Annotated in this window: 13 protein-coding genes; 6 read left to right on the top strand and 7 right to left on the bottom strand. The window is 62.2% G+C overall.

Annotated features, from left to right (window positions below):
- Positions 1-3: 3 nt before the first annotated feature.
- Both FZF13_RS21825 and FZF13_RS21820 read left to right on the top strand, forming a co-directional pair.
- Positions 4-1,527, top strand: coding sequence for a sensor histidine kinase (locus FZF13_RS21825; protein WP_024925097.1), 1,524 nt, complete (start codon positions 4-6; stop codon positions 1,525-1,527).
- 156 nt (positions 1,528-1,683) lie between these two features.
- Positions 1,684-2,577 (top strand): penicillin-binding transpeptidase domain-containing protein, encoded by an 894-nt coding sequence (locus FZF13_RS21820; protein WP_024925096.1) that lies wholly within the window; start codon positions 1,684-1,686, stop codon positions 2,575-2,577.
- A gap of 56 nt (positions 2,578-2,633) precedes the next feature.
- Here the strand turns inward: FZF13_RS21820 and FZF13_RS21815 are convergent, their stop codons facing one another.
- A complete protein-coding gene (locus FZF13_RS21815) occupies positions 2,634-3,632 on the bottom strand; it encodes a nicotinate-nucleotide--dimethylbenzimidazole phosphoribosyltransferase (RefSeq protein ID WP_024925095.1) in 999 nt (332 codons plus the stop codon).
- Between the two features lie 152 nt (positions 3,633-3,784).
- Between FZF13_RS21815 and FZF13_RS21810 the strand changes: the two genes are divergently transcribed.
- Both FZF13_RS21810 and FZF13_RS21805 read left to right on the top strand, forming a co-directional pair.
- Positions 3,785-4,018, top strand: a complete 234-nt coding sequence (locus tag FZF13_RS21810; RefSeq protein WP_024925094.1) for a DUF1289 domain-containing protein — start codon at positions 3,785-3,787, stop codon at positions 4,016-4,018.
- A 4-nt stretch (positions 4,019-4,022) separates the two neighbouring features.
- The gene (locus tag FZF13_RS21805) at positions 4,023-4,727 is read left to right on the top strand and encodes a TIGR02281 family clan AA aspartic protease (RefSeq protein ID WP_024925093.1); all 705 of its coding nucleotides are present in this window, start codon (positions 4,023-4,025) and stop codon (positions 4,725-4,727) included.
- Between the two features lie 371 nt (positions 4,728-5,098).
- On the opposite strand, the gene FZF13_RS21795 is transcribed toward FZF13_RS21805, so the two are convergent.
- Both FZF13_RS21795 and dusA read right to left on the bottom strand, forming a co-directional pair.
- On the bottom strand, positions 5,099-6,661 hold the full coding sequence (locus tag FZF13_RS21795; protein ID WP_024925092.1) for a hypothetical protein: 1,563 nt from the start codon (positions 6,659-6,661) through the stop codon (positions 5,099-5,101).
- Positions 6,662-7,091: 430 nt separating this feature from the next.
- Entirely contained in the window at positions 7,092-8,087 is a 996-nt protein-coding gene (gene dusA, locus FZF13_RS21790) for a tRNA dihydrouridine(20/20a) synthase DusA (protein ID WP_024925091.1), read from the bottom strand.
- Between the two features lie 115 nt (positions 8,088-8,202).
- Here dusA and FZF13_RS21785 point away from each other — a divergent pair, with 115 nt between their 5' ends.
- Positions 8,203-9,264: a tyrosine-type recombinase/integrase gene (locus tag FZF13_RS21785; protein ID WP_024925090.1), complete on the top strand. Its 1,062-nt coding sequence runs from the start codon at positions 8,203-8,205 to the stop codon at positions 9,262-9,264.
- 69 nt (positions 9,265-9,333) lie between these two features.
- Here FZF13_RS21785 and FZF13_RS21780 read toward each other — a convergent pair whose 3' ends face one another.
- The 3 genes from FZF13_RS21780 to FZF13_RS21770 all read right to left on the bottom strand — a co-directional run bounded on the left by FZF13_RS21780 (position 9,334) and on the right by FZF13_RS21770 (position 11,780).
- Complete coding sequence (locus tag FZF13_RS21780) at positions 9,334-10,992, bottom strand: recombinase family protein (RefSeq protein ID WP_024925089.1); 1,659 nt, start codon at positions 10,990-10,992, stop codon at positions 9,334-9,336.
- Complete coding sequence (locus tag FZF13_RS21775; RefSeq protein WP_024925088.1) at positions 10,989-11,378, bottom strand: HVO_A0114 family putative DNA-binding protein; 390 nt, start codon at positions 11,376-11,378, stop codon at positions 10,989-10,991. The genes FZF13_RS21780 and FZF13_RS21775 overlap by 4 nt, the downstream gene beginning before the upstream one ends.
- A gap of 87 nt (positions 11,379-11,465) precedes the next feature.
- Entirely contained in the window at positions 11,466-11,780 is a 315-nt protein-coding gene (locus FZF13_RS21770; RefSeq protein WP_051504830.1) for a hypothetical protein, read from the bottom strand.
- 675 nt (positions 11,781-12,455) lie between these two features.
- Here FZF13_RS21770 and FZF13_RS21765 point away from each other — a divergent pair.
- Positions 12,456-13,421, top strand: a complete 966-nt coding sequence (locus FZF13_RS21765) for a LysR family transcriptional regulator (RefSeq protein ID WP_024925086.1) — start codon at positions 12,456-12,458, stop codon at positions 13,419-13,421.
- Here FZF13_RS21765 and FZF13_RS21760 read toward each other — a convergent pair.
- Complete coding sequence (locus tag FZF13_RS21760) at positions 13,418-13,639, bottom strand: DUF2274 domain-containing protein (protein ID WP_024925085.1); 222 nt, start codon at positions 13,637-13,639, stop codon at positions 13,418-13,420. The genes FZF13_RS21765 and FZF13_RS21760 overlap by 4 nt on opposite strands.

Below are 13,639 nucleotides of genomic sequence, written 5' to 3'. Positions count from 1 at the left end.
TTCATGCCATTGTTAAGCTCGACCACGGCGGACAAGAACATTGTGGACCGCAGCAAGCCGCATCGCAACAGCGATGTCGCGCGCGCTGTGCGGCGTACGCGCGACCGCCTTTCCCAGCAGGCCGGCAATCCCGATTTCGACCGCGAACTTTTGAAATTGCACGCGCGCGCGATGGTCAACGGCGCGGCGGTCGTGCCGCTTCTGGTGCTGACCATTGCCATCGCCGGCGTCCTTTCCGGCATGAATTCCGAGGCGCTGGTGTGGGCGCTCGCCACCATGGGCTGCTATGCCGGCCTCGGCATCATCGCGCGCCGCGTCAACCGCACCGAAGCCGCCGACATCCGGCAAACATCGACCCGTAACGCATTCCTGGCCGCGCATTTCCTCAGCGGCCTCGGCTGGGCCTATTTCGCCACGCTGGGCTGCGGCGGCTGCGTGCTCGACCAGTTCCAGGTTATCAAGGCCGTCATCCTTTTGATGGCGATGGCCGCCACCGCCATCATGGCTTCGTCGCTGCGCGGCGCGCTTCTCGCCACCTTTGCAATTCCCGTCGCCGTCTATGCCTATGTCGGCTCGCATGGCTGGATGCCGGCCGAGCCGATCATGGTGACGCTCTTGGTCGCCGCCCTGCCCTTCTTCGCTTATGTGGCGCACCATCTGCACCGGTCCTCGGTGATGCTGCTGTCGTTCCGCACGGAGAAGGATGCGCTGATCGCCGAACTGGAGACCGCCAAGTCGATGTCCGACGAGGCACGCCGCCGCGCCGAGGAGGCCAACCTCGCCAAGTCGCGTTTTCTCGCCTCGATGAGCCACGAATTGCGCACGCCGCTCAACGCCATCCTTGGTTTCTCCGAGGTGATGGCCAATGAGGTGCTGGGTCCGATGGGCAACGACACCTACAAGACCTATGCAGGCGACGTTCACGATTCCGGCCGCCACCTGCTCGATCTCATCAACGAGATCCTCGACCTGTCGCGCATTGAAGCCGGCCGCTATCAGCTCAACGAGGAGCCGGTGACGCTTCTGGCGGTCGTCGAGGACTGCTGCCACATGATGGAGCTGAGGGCCCGCAACAAGGATATCCGCATCATCGAGGAATTCGAGCGCCAGCTGCCGCGGCTGTTCGCCGACGAGCGCGCCGTGCGCCAGATCACGCTCAACCTGCTCTCCAATGCCGTCAAATTCACGCCAACCGGCGGCGAGGTGCGCGTGCGCGTCGGCTGGACGGCGGGCGGCGGCCAATATGTCTCGATCAGGGACAACGGCCCCGGCATCCCGGCCGACGAGATTCCCGTCGTGCTCTCCGCCTTCGGCCAGGGCTCCATTGCCATCAAGAGCGCCGAGCAGGGCACCGGCCTCGGCCTGCCCATCGTGCAGGGCCTGATGGCCATGCATGGCGGCGAGTTTGAGCTACACTCCAAGCTGCGCGAAGGCACCGAGGCGATCGCCATCTTCCCGCCCACCCGGGTGATGGAAAAGCTGCCGGCGCTGCCGACCAAGATCGCCGCCGCCGGACGGCGCCGCTGAGCCAATAATTTTTCTAGGGTCAAAGCTCAGAATTGATCGTTTGTGCGTGCGCGGTCACGCGCCCATAATTCCTTTCAAGAGACGCAGACAGGTCCCCTCCGGCGCGCATGGGCGCGCCGTTCGTCTCTTCACGACCAACCCGCAAGGAAACCACGAATGACCCGATTTTTGTCGCGCCGGCGGCTACTCGCCGCCGGTTTGCTCGCGGCTCCCATCTACGCTGCCGTCAAGATGAACAACTTCTCCCGAGATGCCCGCGCCGCCCACGGCAAGGAGGGTCGACTGCCGGTGGAAAAGCAGCCGCTGGCCGCGGTGGAGATCCGCCCAGACCTCAATGAAATTTTTGGCAAGGCCGGAACCGTCGGCGCTTTCGTTGCCCTGCAGGGCGACCGGCTGGTGGGCAGCGACCTGCATCTGATCCGCGAACCCCGCCTGCCGGCCTCCAGCTTCAAGGTCGCCCATTCGATCATCGCATTCGAGACCGGCGTCGTATCCGACCCCGACAAGGACATCCTCGCATGGGACGGCGTCGAGCGCAGCTTTCCCGACTGGAACAAGGACCAGACCCTGCGTTCGGCCATCGCCGCCTCCGCAGTGCCCGCCTACCAGCAGATCGCGCGGCGCATCGGCACTGAGCGCATGCAGGCCTATATGGACCTTCTCGACTACGGCAATCGCGACATCGGCGGCGGCATCGACCGGTTCTGGTTGAGCGGACAACTGCGCGTCAGCCCGGTAGAGCAAATTGCCTTCCTGGAGCGCCTGCAACGCCGCGCCCTACCGGTTTCCAGGCGCAGCCAGGATCTGGCGGTCGATGTGATGACCGTCACCAAGGCAGGCGAAGGCGCGATCCGGGTCAAGAGCGGCCTGGTCGGCGTCGATGACAGGAACGGTCTCGACAAGGCAACCGCCGGCTGGCTGATCGGCTTTGCCGGGAAAGGCGGTGTCGAGGTGCCATTCGCGCTTTACCTCGAGGTCCGCGAGGCACGCCACATCGGCGACCGCACGAAACTCGCCATCGAATGCCTGTCGAGGATCGAGGCGGTCTGAAATCCGTCGTAGCGAGTTCTGGCCAGCCGCGTCCCAAGTGGCGCGCCGGCCTTTGCTCAGTTGCGGATCGCCGCCGCCATGCCGGAACTGGTCAACGCCGCCGCCTTGACCAGGCCGGCTGCCAGCGCCGCGCCGTAACCTTCGCCGTGACCGACACCGAGGTCGAGAAGCGGCTTCAGCCCCAGCCGTTCTGCCGCCTTCTTGTGCGCTGGTTCCGGCGAAAGACCGGCAAGCAGGCAATGGTCGAGCGCTGCCGGATTGGCCGCGTGCAGAACCGCCGCCGCAGCGATGGCGGCTAAGCCGTCGAGCAGCACGGGCACCTTTTGGACGCGCGCCGCCAGGATGGCGCCGGCCAGCGCCGCGAACTCGCGCCCGCCGACACGCCGCAAAGCCTCCAACGGGTCCTTGAGGTTCGAGCCGTGAAAAGCCAAAGCCGCATCCACGGCGGCCACTTTTCGCGCCTGCATGGCGGCATCCGCGCCGGATCCCGGTCCGACCCAGTCCGCACCATTGCCACCCAGCACTGCGGCCAGAAGGGCGGCGGCCACGGTCGAATTGCCGACGCCGATGTCGCCGAGACAAAGCAGATCGGTGCCGCCGGCCGTCGCTTCCATGCCGAAGGCCATGGTGGCGGCGCAGCCGCGCTCGTCCAGCGCCGCTTCTTCGGTGATGTCGCCGGTCGGAATATGCAGCGCGAGGTCGAACACCTTGAGGCCGAGATCATAGGCGATGCAGGCCTGGTTCACCGCCGCACCGCCGGCGGCGCACAGTTCCACGGCATTCGCCGTTGCCGCCACCGGGCGTGGCGACACACCCCGGCGCATGATGCCGTGATTGCCGGCGAAGACCGCGACCAGCGGCCGGTTGACCGCCGGCGGCGCCTTGCCGCTCCAGGCGGCCAGCCAGGCCGCGACATCCTCGATGCGGCCGAGCGAACCCGCCGGCTTGTCCGCCTTGGCGAACAGGGCGCGCACACGCTCGCCAGCCGCCGCGTCGGCCGGCGGCAGGTTGGCGATCAGCTCGCGGAAATCGTCGAAGGGCAATGCGCTGGTCATGGCAAGTTCCTGCTTGGGCCGGCCGGCAATAGCCGCCCCGCCCGCCCGGCACAACCGCGCGGCCATGAAAACGACCCGGTTTGGCGTAAAGCGAGAGACTTGCATTGCCACATTCGTTGCACCATGTGGGAGCGTGCCCCTAGGATAATCCCATGACGGCCATCGAATCGCCCTGCATCCTTGTCTGCTCGATCGACATGAAGACCGGCTATTGCTTCGGCTGCGGGCGCACGCGCGACGAAATCTCGGCCTGGCTCGATATGACGCCGGACAAGCGCCGCGCCGTCATGGCGGAACTGCCGGCCCGTCTGGAGACGGTCGAGCGGCGGCCGCGGCGCGAAACCCGGCGCACCCGCATGGCGCGCGAGCGTGGTGAGGCGCTTTGACGGCATGAACCGCGGGCTCATCCTGATCCTCGTCGTCATCGCGGCCGCGGCCGGCCTGCTGATCTACAACGACACCGCCGGCACCACCTTCGGCGTCGGCAACTATGATTTCGGCCGGCTGGTTTGGCTGGGCATCCTCGTCGCCGTCATCGGTGCCGGCCTGCTGCAATCAGGCGGGTCGCTCGGCACCACGGGGCGCAATCTCGGCGCCTGGGCGATCATCGCGCTGGTGCTCGTTGCCGGCTACCAGTACCGCTACGAATTGCAGGATATCGCCAGCCGCGTCACCGCCGGCCTGATCCCCGGCAGCCCGCTGGCGCTGGGCGTGGAAGACGGCCGCGCCACGGTGACGCTGGACAAGGGCGACGGCGGCCATTTCCAGGCGCGCATCCTGGTCAACGGCAAACCGGTGAACACCATCGTCGACACCGGCGCCACCACCACGGTGCTGACCGCCGAGGACGCGCGCGCCGCCGGCATCAACCCGGAAGGATTGAATTACACGGTGCGTGTTTCGACCGCCAACGGCACCGCCAGTGCCGCGGCCGTGCGCACCAACGAACTGGCTTTGGGCAGCATCGTGCGACGCGACATGCCGGTTCTGGTCGCGTCCCCCGGCGCGCTGGAACAGAGCCTGCTCGGCATGAACTTCATCGGCTCGCTGTCGGGCTTCGACATGCGCGGCAACCGCATGATCCTGCGCGACTAAGCACCCTGGGACGTAGACCCGTTACGTCGTAGCCAGATGTGGATTGCGACGCGTTTGAGAGCCGCAAGGTAATTTTCTGCCAGCTTGTCGTATCGGGTTGCGATGCGACGGCTGCCGACCGCCGTTCGGACTTTGACAATGAGGCTGCAAGCCCCAAAAGCTGCTGTTACCCGAGCGAAAAGTAAGGGCGGACAGTGGAGCACCTAAAGCCAGGTCTGGCGGAAATGTTGATCGGGGATTTGCGCCGAGTGGGAGGCAGGCACCCACAGGGTTCGCATCGGCGAAATAAAGGAATGCGGCGCGAGGATCGAGGCCGGATGGACGAGCCGGAATCCGGCGGAACGACAATATCCTAGTGTTTGACGCGTCCGCTAGGCGCCGACCATCCATCCCTGAGGCTGGACGTGAACGACAACACCTTGTTGCTCGACGGGTGGATATTTCATGAAGTGCTTGCGGAACGAGGTCACGAGACCATCGTTCCCGGTGTCTTTACAGAGCTGGTGTATTTGCTTTCCGAGGCGCAGTTCGATCGTGTAACGCGACGCTTTGATCGTCTTCTTTGCAGTGTCGAACATCGCGGACGCGTCATCTGACAGCGACGCAGTGGACCAGAATTCAAATTGGACCTTGAGGTTCTTCCACTCGGGGTGCGCCTTTACAGCAGCGTAGATGACCGGGACATTGTGTTGGAGCCAGTGCGTGAATTCCTTGTTCGGCACGTCTGCGTAGGGATTGTAGCCCTTGCATTCGATGAATGTGACGGACTTATCATCCACGAGGGCAACCACATCGGCTTCTGCTTTTTTCCCTTCTGGCGATTTGAATATCTGGTTCATTTTGACCTGGTGCGAGATCGTCTTCCTGGCGATTTCAGCAGCTAGATATTCGAACAGGGTTCCCCGGAGTTGGACGGACGCACCTTCTATTTTGCCCAGCCTTTTGAAAAGCAGGTCTAGCCCCTCAGGGTTCAGGGCCGTGAACGCCGCCTTGGTCAACACCGAGGAAAGTTGGGCAAGCCCTTCGGCAATCTCATCCCCAAACATATTTCCGGGCGTGGCGGGAACGATGCCGTTCTGCTTAAGCAGGGCAAACGCCTCTTCGGAGTATTTATGTGCAACGAATATCTGCATGCATGGCCCGACGTTCCGAAGGCGCCGAAGCGTCAGGCATTTGTTGATGAACGGGCGAATGCCCTGAACGTCAACCTCCCCGCCAAGATAGACGTCGCAGGCTATAAATCCGGGCTTCATCTTCCCATCCTTGCCCGGTTTCACCATGAAGCTCAAATAAGATGGCGCAGTGAGGTCCCATGCGAATGTACCAACCGTTGGCGCACTGTCCGGCCCGCGCATGGCAACCTTGTCGTAGCTGACGAAGCCTAGTTTCCGCGCCCAATCGCGAACAGCATATAGCAGGAACTCTTCGGTTATCAGGCGGGCGCGCATTTCAGCGGCCATAAAGTCGAAATGGTGTTCGGACTGCACCAGGGATATGCAGGCCCCGAGGCCGGGAACATCCCGTCGTTCCAATAGTCCTGCCTGAATGAGGCGTTGGAGCACCGTTTCCGGCGACAGGTGCTTCGCCTGCTTAAGTGGCGATCCGCTCGCAATTGGAAACTGGGACTCGGGAATGACCCCGCCCCTAAGCCTGATCGCGGCAATGGCGTAGCCATAAGCCGAGTTCGTGTCCTGCAGCGCATCGACCAGATTGCTCCAGTATTCAGGCGAGCCGAATTGCTTCTCTAGGTAAACGTACCGCGCTTTGCGGGGAAAGGTGATGTAGGCTAGCCGCTTCACTTCACCGGAAGCGCGAGAAACACGTTTGCGGGCCGCCGCCGGGGTGAGGCCGAGGTTCTGCACCAGATGGTCGGAGACGGCGCTGGTGAGACAGGGGCCCTGATATCTTATGAAGTTCTCGACCGGATCGACCACGAAGCTCCTCCTTGTCACACAGCGCTATTAATAAATTAAATACATGGCCCCGTCTTCTGTTTTTCGAAAACGGACCTATCCAATTGAATTTGTGAAATAAATCCGAATTTCTTGATCGACGTTCGAAGAACCATGTCACAGTGGAGTGTCGCATAGGCGGAGTTTCCGGACGAATTCCGTCGTTTTAACACTCATCTCAATGCTGTGTTGGCTATGAGATGGGCTAGTCCGTGGCATGGAAAAATCGGGATCTTCGCTTACAACTCATTGAATGACGACATCGGTGACGAAGTCGGCGCGGGAACGCTGTAAGGATGCGTCTGTTAGTTCAGCCAATAGCATGTAAACAGCCTGACCGCTTTCCACCCGACACCGGTCATCTCGCGTTTATAAATTCACGGCCTAGCCTACTCGACACGCGCTGTCGGCGTCAGGCAGCTTCCTCGGCGCCCGCGAAATCGATCGCCGCGAACGCCGCGCGCAACACTTCCCCGCCCGCGCCGGGTTTTGTCGCATCGGTGGACAGGATCTGCCGCCAGCGGCGCGCGCCGGGCAGGCCGTGGAACAGACCGACCATGTGGCGGGTGACATGGCCGAGCCGACCGCCCTGTTCGATGTGGCGCGCGGCATAGGCGGCCATCGTCTCGATCAGCGCCGCGAAATCGACCGGCTCCGGCACAGTCCCGTAGAGCGCGGCGTCGGCGCCGGCCAGTATGCCGGGCGTATGATAGGCGGCGCGGCCGAGCATGACGCCGTCGACATGGCCGAGATGGCGCACCGCCTCGTCGATCGACGGAACACCGCCATTAATGCCGATGAAACGCTGCGGCAGCCGTGCCTTCAGGCGGTAGACGCGGTCATAGTCGAGCGGCGGGATGTCGCGGTTTTCCTTCGGGCTGAGCCCCTGCAGCCAGGCCTTGCGCGCATGCACCCACAAGGCGTCGGCGCCGGCCGCGAACACGCCGTCGGCCAGCGCGTCGAGCGCGACCTCCGGGTCCTGGTCGTCGACGCCGATGCGGCATTTCACCGTCACCGGTATCGCCACCGCCGCTTTCATCGCCGCCACGCAGTTGGCGACCAGCGCCGGCGTCTGCATCAGGCAGGCACCGAACGTGCCGGACTGCACCCGGTCCGAAGGACAGCCGACATTGAGGTTGATCTCGCCATAGCCAAAACCTTCGCCGATGCGTGCCGCCTCGGCGAGCTTTCGCGGGTCCGAACCGCCGAGTTGCAAGGCCACCGGATGCTCGACCGCATCGAAGCCCAGCAGCCGCTCACGCTGGCCATGGATGGCCGCATCCGCCACCACCATTTCGGTGTAGAGCAGCGCATGACGCGTCAGCTGGCGATGGAAGAAGCGGCAATGCCGGTCCGTCCAATCCATCATGGGCGCCACGGCTACTCTATAATATTGATTTTTCAGCATTTTTTCTTTAACATCAGATCATTAGAACCTGCTGAGTGCAGACGAATTTACGCCAGAATACGACCCTTTTCGCCACGTTTCGATCTCTCAGTGCACACGGAGCGCACACGAAAAAATGGCCACCTACACAAAGCTCTCGTCCGGTTCCTGGCGTGTCCAAGTCCGTCGCAAAGGTCGCTACGTCAGCGAGACCTTCCTGCGCCGAGACGACGCACGGCGCTGGGCGACCGAAGCCGAGCGCCAAGTCGATCGCGGTGAGACGCCGACCAAGTCCCGTATCGCGCGCCTGAAAACTTTCGGCGAACTCATCGACCTTCATATCGACGACATGTGCGATGTAGGCAAGTCCCCTCGCCGCTCCAAGGCCGCAACCCTCGATATGCTCCAAAGACATCTGGGGAAGTGCAACATCGCGGCTCTCGATCGCGAACGACTCATTCGTTTTGGTCGCGACCGGGCCACCCAAGGCGCCGGGCCAATGACGCTCGGTATCGACATCGGCTTTGTAAAACTTATCCTGTCTCATGCCGCTGCGGTGCACGGACTGCCCGTCAAGGTCGAACCGGTTGATCTCGCGCGTATCGCCCTAAAGAGGCTTGGCCTCGTTGGGAAAGGCCACCAGCGCGACAGGCGACCGACCCAGGATGAACTCGACAGGCTCATTGCTCACTTCGATGCAAACCCTCGTCAATTGGCACCGGTTAGCCAGATCATACGTTTCGCCGTCGCAACCGCGATGCGCCAGGAGGAAATCTGCAAGGCGCGCTGGTCCGATATGAATACTCGCACGCGGATGCTTCTCATCCGTGACCGGAAAGACCCACGCAACAAGAAAGGCAACAATCAGCGCATACCGCTATTCGCGGCAACCGGATACGATGCGTGGGCCATTGTCGAGGAGCAACGGGCACGGCGCAGCAATGACGACGATCGGATTTTCCCGTTCAATCATCGGTCAGTCGGCACCGCCTTCCGTCGAGGATGCGCTGACCTGGATATCCACGATCTTCATTTTCATGATTTACGACACGAAGGCACGAGCCGCCTTTTCGAGGCCGGATTCACAATTGAACAGGTAGCTCTGGTAACCGGACACAAGGACTGGAAAATGCTGAAACGGTACACGCACCTTAAGCCCGAGGCACTTCACGCAGTGCTGGCGAACCGTGCTGCGTAACGCGATGGTCGCCTCCGTGTTCGACTGCAGTATGGGCCAAAACTTCAAACCAGACTACGAATCTGGGGGTCAGGAGTTCGAATCTCTTCGGGCGCGCCATTTCAGTACAGAACTGCGAACGCCAAAAGCCGCCGATTTTACGCTCGAAGCGGCAACGAGGGTTCTCAGCAGCTCCGACTTCGATCCCGTGATGCGAACCTCGGTGTCTGCGACCTCAACGCGCTGCGCGAAGGCGCGCAGATGATCCCGCCGATAACCGCCGCCTTCGAGGCGCAGCCCGGCGCGGGCGGCGCTGGAGAAGGTCTCGATCATGTCCGGGGTGATCGCCTGATTGCCTGCGCTGTCGAGCGTTGCCTGAATGCGTTCGGCGTCGGCCGTGGCCTGATCCCGAAGCGCCTTGAGGCCGGCGATGCGCTCTTTCAGCGCTGAATCGTCCAGAGCGGCTACGCCGGATTCGATGGCGTCATAGAGCCGGTTGAGCCGCTGGTCGGTCTCGGTGATTCGCCGGTTGAGTTCAGCGAGGTGTTCACGGCGGCGCTCGGCGCGTTCCTGTCGGCGGTCGAGGAGGCTGAAGAGGATAGTTTCCAGACGTTCCGGCTGGAGCAGCCGTTCTTCCAGGTGGCTCGCGATCAGATCGTCAAGTTTGTCCATCGGGATCGATCGTCCCTCGCAGCCAGTCTTGCCCTGACGCGCCTTGGTTGAGCAGGTGTAGTAGCGATACATGCCGCCCGCGCTGCCCTTGCCGGTGCGCAGCGTCATTGCGCCCTCGCATTTGGCGCAGAAGCAGATACCGGTAAGGAGGGTGGGACCGCTCGTGACGCGAGCCGGCACCAGCATGGGGTTGCGGGATTTCAGCTTCGCCTGAACCGCATCGAAGGTCTCGCGGTCGATCAGCGGCGGCACCGCCATGACTGCGACCTCGCTCTCGGGCTTTTTCTCGCGGTTCTTATGCGAGCGGGTGTTGAATCGGTGCTCACCGATATAGGTCGTGCGGGTCAGGATCGAGTGGATTTGTGCGAGGCCCCAGCGTCCACCGTCGCGGGTGAAGATGCGCCGCTCGTTGAGATGGCAGGTGATGGCTTTGACGCCCAACGGACCGGAATTGCCATCGCCTTCGAGGAACAGCCGATAGATCAGCCGCACTGTATCGGCGTGCAGCGGGTCGATCTCCAGTTTCTTCTTGGTCTTCGATCCGCGCTGCTCGGCTGCGATGATGCGATAGCCGATCGGCGGCAGCGCGCCATTCCAGAAGCCTTGCCGCGCATTCTCGTTCATGGCGCGCAGGACGTGCTTGGCGTTCTCCTTGGACTGATACTCGTCGAACAGCGCCATGATCTGGCGCATCATGACGTGCATGGGATCGTCGCCCATCTCCTGCGTGATGGAGACGAGCTTGACGCCATTCTTCGCCAGCTTGCGGACGTAGAACTCAAGCTCGAAGTGGTCGCGGAAGAAACGGCTGAAGGAATGCACCACGACGACATCGAAGGGTGCGGGCTTCGATGTGCCCGCTTCGATCATACGCTGGAATTCGGGGCGGCGGTCGTTGGTGGCGGAGGCGCCGGCTTCCACGAAGGTTTCGATGAGCCGATAGCCGCGCGATGCGCAATAGGCTTCGCCCTGTTTGCGCTGATCGGGGATCGATACGTCGTGTTCGGCCTGCCGCGTGGTGGAGACGCGCAGGTAGAGGGCGGCGCGCTGGGCGACATCGGGACTGTGCATATTCATCGCCTGCCTCCCTTCATTTTGCGGCGCTCGATCAACGGCAACTCCAGGGTCACGCGGTCATACAGCACCGTGGGCACAACTTTCTGACCTTCGCCGGGGTCCATTCGGACAAGGCCATAGTTCGCCATCGTTTTGAGTGTTCGAGACAGACTGGACTTGGCTCGCCCAGTAATTCTTGACAGATCCTCCAGCGATCCGGGCGATTGTTCGTCGATAACGCGCAGCAACTCGCGGTTTCCGCTGGAGAGAATTTGCGCGAAGGATTCGGTGGAGGTGAACCACACCTTCGGATCGTCCGGCGCGGGCTTTTCGTCGCCGCGTGCGATCCGCATGGTGCGAGCCTTTATTTCTTCATAGTCGGCGATTCCGACCTGCAGCGTCTTCATAAAATGTCTCGCTCCTTCAACACCACATCCACCGCCTGCCCGAAGGCGGCTCGAAGAGCGTGTCGAGGGTCGGGTCGTGATCCTCGCTCACGACCTATCGTTAACATCAGATGTTAATGGTGGCAAGTCCGCGTTCGGGGACGTGTTCTCGATGGGGCCGAACAGTCGGTCGAGCACATCGCCGAAGTAGCGCTCGAAGATGTCAACCTCGACCTCTGTGACCGGCACACGCTCGGGCCAGTCGTCGTCGACGCGCCAGGTTCTGGTCGTGTTTCTGGTCGGCGAGTCGCGATGCGCCGCCGGCGCATCACTGTAATAGTCATAGAGATCGTCAGGCAGCGTGCCGGGAACGGGATGCTGGGGACGGCCTTTATGACGACGGACGCGCGATCGGTTCATCATGGCAATATCGCGCGAAGCAAGAATCCAAAGAACAACCCATTTCTACGCCAGACACGGAACTCATCGAGTTTCTGAAGAATGCTGCGTTGAGTTTCAAGGCCATTGTCGCGCCAAACTGCAATTAACGTGCAAGATTTTTGTCATCTCTCCTCGTTTTCGAGGAGAGACATGCAGTCCTAAACTCGCGATTTTCGTTTGTGATTTTCGCGGATTTGATTCTTTGGAGCGTGCATGCTGGTGAAGACGGGGCTGAACAAAGACTGGAGCGGCCGATCGCTAAAGAGCGGACTGAGAACAGTGAAGACAATATCGGTCTTCCATGATCGCAACCGATCGTTCCAGACTGCAGGACCGTCTCATCGAACCGTCCCTGCACCGCGCGCTTGCCTTGCTCGTTAGCTCGGCGCCAGCCTGCGCTACCGGTTCTGACGGAGATCACGCCATCGATTTTATCCGTTGCTCGGTGACCGTAGCCGCCGGTGTGAGTCCGACAAGAGGTGCTGATGACGCAGCGCAGGCCGTCCACGGCCGCCGGCATCGTCGGATGTCCGCCGCTGGCGACGCGACGGCTGGTGCTGCCCTGCCTGCTCGACGGGCGCTGGGACGGACCGAACCTTGCCCGCGGCGCCAACGATGCCGACGCCATTGTGACCGCACTGCCGCATTGGGAGCACGATGGTGAGGCGTCGCCCCTGCAAGTGGTCGGAGGAAGCCGACGCCCTGCACTGCCGGCAGTGCCGCCTTCTGGGCACACGCATCCCGCTCGCCTCGTTGATCCAGGCTGTCGCCGTCGGCGAGCATTTGAACTTCCGGCATGCGGCCACCGCGCTCGGCGTCAGCCAGTCGTCGGTGAGCGAGCGCATCCGTGCATTGGAAGAGACGCTCGGCGTCCGTCTGTTCGAGCGACGGCATCGTGGCGTCCAGCCGACCGAAGCTGGACGCTTCTTTCTGGCGCAGGTCGCCGATGGAATAGACCAGCTTGCCTATGCGGTGAAGACAGCCGGGATGATTGGCACCGGCGAACTCGGCCGCGTGCGGCTCGCCGTGCCGACGACGATCGCCGCCGGATTCCTGGCCGATCTTCTCCATTGTTACCGTCAGCAGTGGCCGGGCGTTGAACTGGAGCTATTCGACGGACGTGCCAAGGACGCGATCCTGCGGGTGCGCGAAGGCAGCCTGGACGTTGCATTCGTCGCTGCGATCACCGACGTCCCGGATTGCCACTGCCGGGCGCTTTGGACGGAACCCCTGTTCATCGCGGTGTCGACACGCGATCTCCGCGCCAGCGGCGACGCGCTGCATTGGTGCGACCTGAAGGATGATTTATTTCTGGTGCGCTACAACGGAACCGGACCACAGGTGCATGATCATGTCTTGCGCCGCTTTGAAGAACGTGGCCTGCAACCGCGCGTGCAACGCTGCAACGTCGACCGCTGCTTGCTCCTCTCGATGGTGGCGGGCGATTACGGAATAACCCTTTGCAGCGAAGCAACAGCGCAAGCCGCCTTTCCTGGCGTCACTTTCTTGCCGCTGCGCGACGAACCGGAGCCGCTAAGGTTCAGCGCCATTTGGTCGCCGCACAATTCCAGCAAAGCGCTTCGCGGCCTACTGGATCTCGCCCGGAGTCGGGCCACGATCTAGCGCGAAGCGCGGCGCGCCTTTGCAAATCCCCGGTCGGACGTGATGAATCGCTCCAGCATCGGCACGATCAGCTTCATGGGGTCTGTGACAGGCTGGCCAGTCTCACGGGCGAGTGCTTCCGCATAGGCCGTGAGATCCCGATGAAGAGAAGCAGGCAGTTCCACCGCCGCCTTTACAGGTTTCTCATCCACGATCGGCCCAAGCTTCAATTTTGCCAT

This window comes from Mesorhizobium terrae (assembly GCF_008727715.1).
In the GTDB taxonomy this organism is placed as follows: domain Bacteria; phylum Pseudomonadota; class Alphaproteobacteria; order Rhizobiales; family Rhizobiaceae; genus Mesorhizobium; species Mesorhizobium terrae.
This window is presented reverse-complemented; position numbering and strand designations above follow the sequence as displayed.

Coding starts and splice junctions, on each gene's coding strand:
- FZF13_RS21775 (WP_024925088.1), bottom strand. CDS start 11,378: ATGAAGACGCTGCAGGTCGGAATCGCCGACTATGAAGAAATAAAGGCT.
- FZF13_RS21770 (WP_051504830.1), bottom strand. CDS start 11,780: ATGATGAACCGATCGCGCGTCCGTCGTCATAAAGGCCGTCCCCAGCAT.
- FZF13_RS21805 (WP_024925093.1), top strand. CDS start 4,023: ATGAACCGCGGGCTCATCCTGATCCTCGTCGTCATCGCGGCCGCGGCC.
- FZF13_RS21810 (WP_024925094.1), top strand. CDS start 3,785: ATGACGGCCATCGAATCGCCCTGCATCCTTGTCTGCTCGATCGACATG.
- FZF13_RS21825 (WP_024925097.1), top strand. CDS start 4: ATGCCATTGTTAAGCTCGACCACGGCGGACAAGAACATTGTGGACCGC.
- FZF13_RS21760 (WP_024925085.1), bottom strand. CDS start 13,639: ATGGCAAAATTGAAGCTTGGGCCGATCGTGGATGAGAAACCTGTAAAG.
- FZF13_RS21820 (WP_024925096.1), top strand. CDS start 1,684: ATGACCCGATTTTTGTCGCGCCGGCGGCTACTCGCCGCCGGTTTGCTC.
- FZF13_RS21765 (WP_024925086.1), top strand. CDS start 12,456: ATGGTGAGGCGTCGCCCCTGCAAGTGGTCGGAGGAAGCCGACGCCCTG.
- FZF13_RS21785 (WP_024925090.1), top strand. CDS start 8,203: ATGGCCACCTACACAAAGCTCTCGTCCGGTTCCTGGCGTGTCCAAGTC.
- FZF13_RS21780 (WP_024925089.1), bottom strand. CDS start 10,992: ATGAATATGCACAGTCCCGATGTCGCCCAGCGCGCCGCCCTCTACCTG.
- FZF13_RS21815 (WP_024925095.1), bottom strand. CDS start 3,632: ATGACCAGCGCATTGCCCTTCGACGATTTCCGCGAGCTGATCGCCAAC.
- dusA (WP_024925091.1), bottom strand. CDS start 8,087: ATGCTGAAAAATCAATATTATAGAGTAGCCGTGGCGCCCATGATGGAT.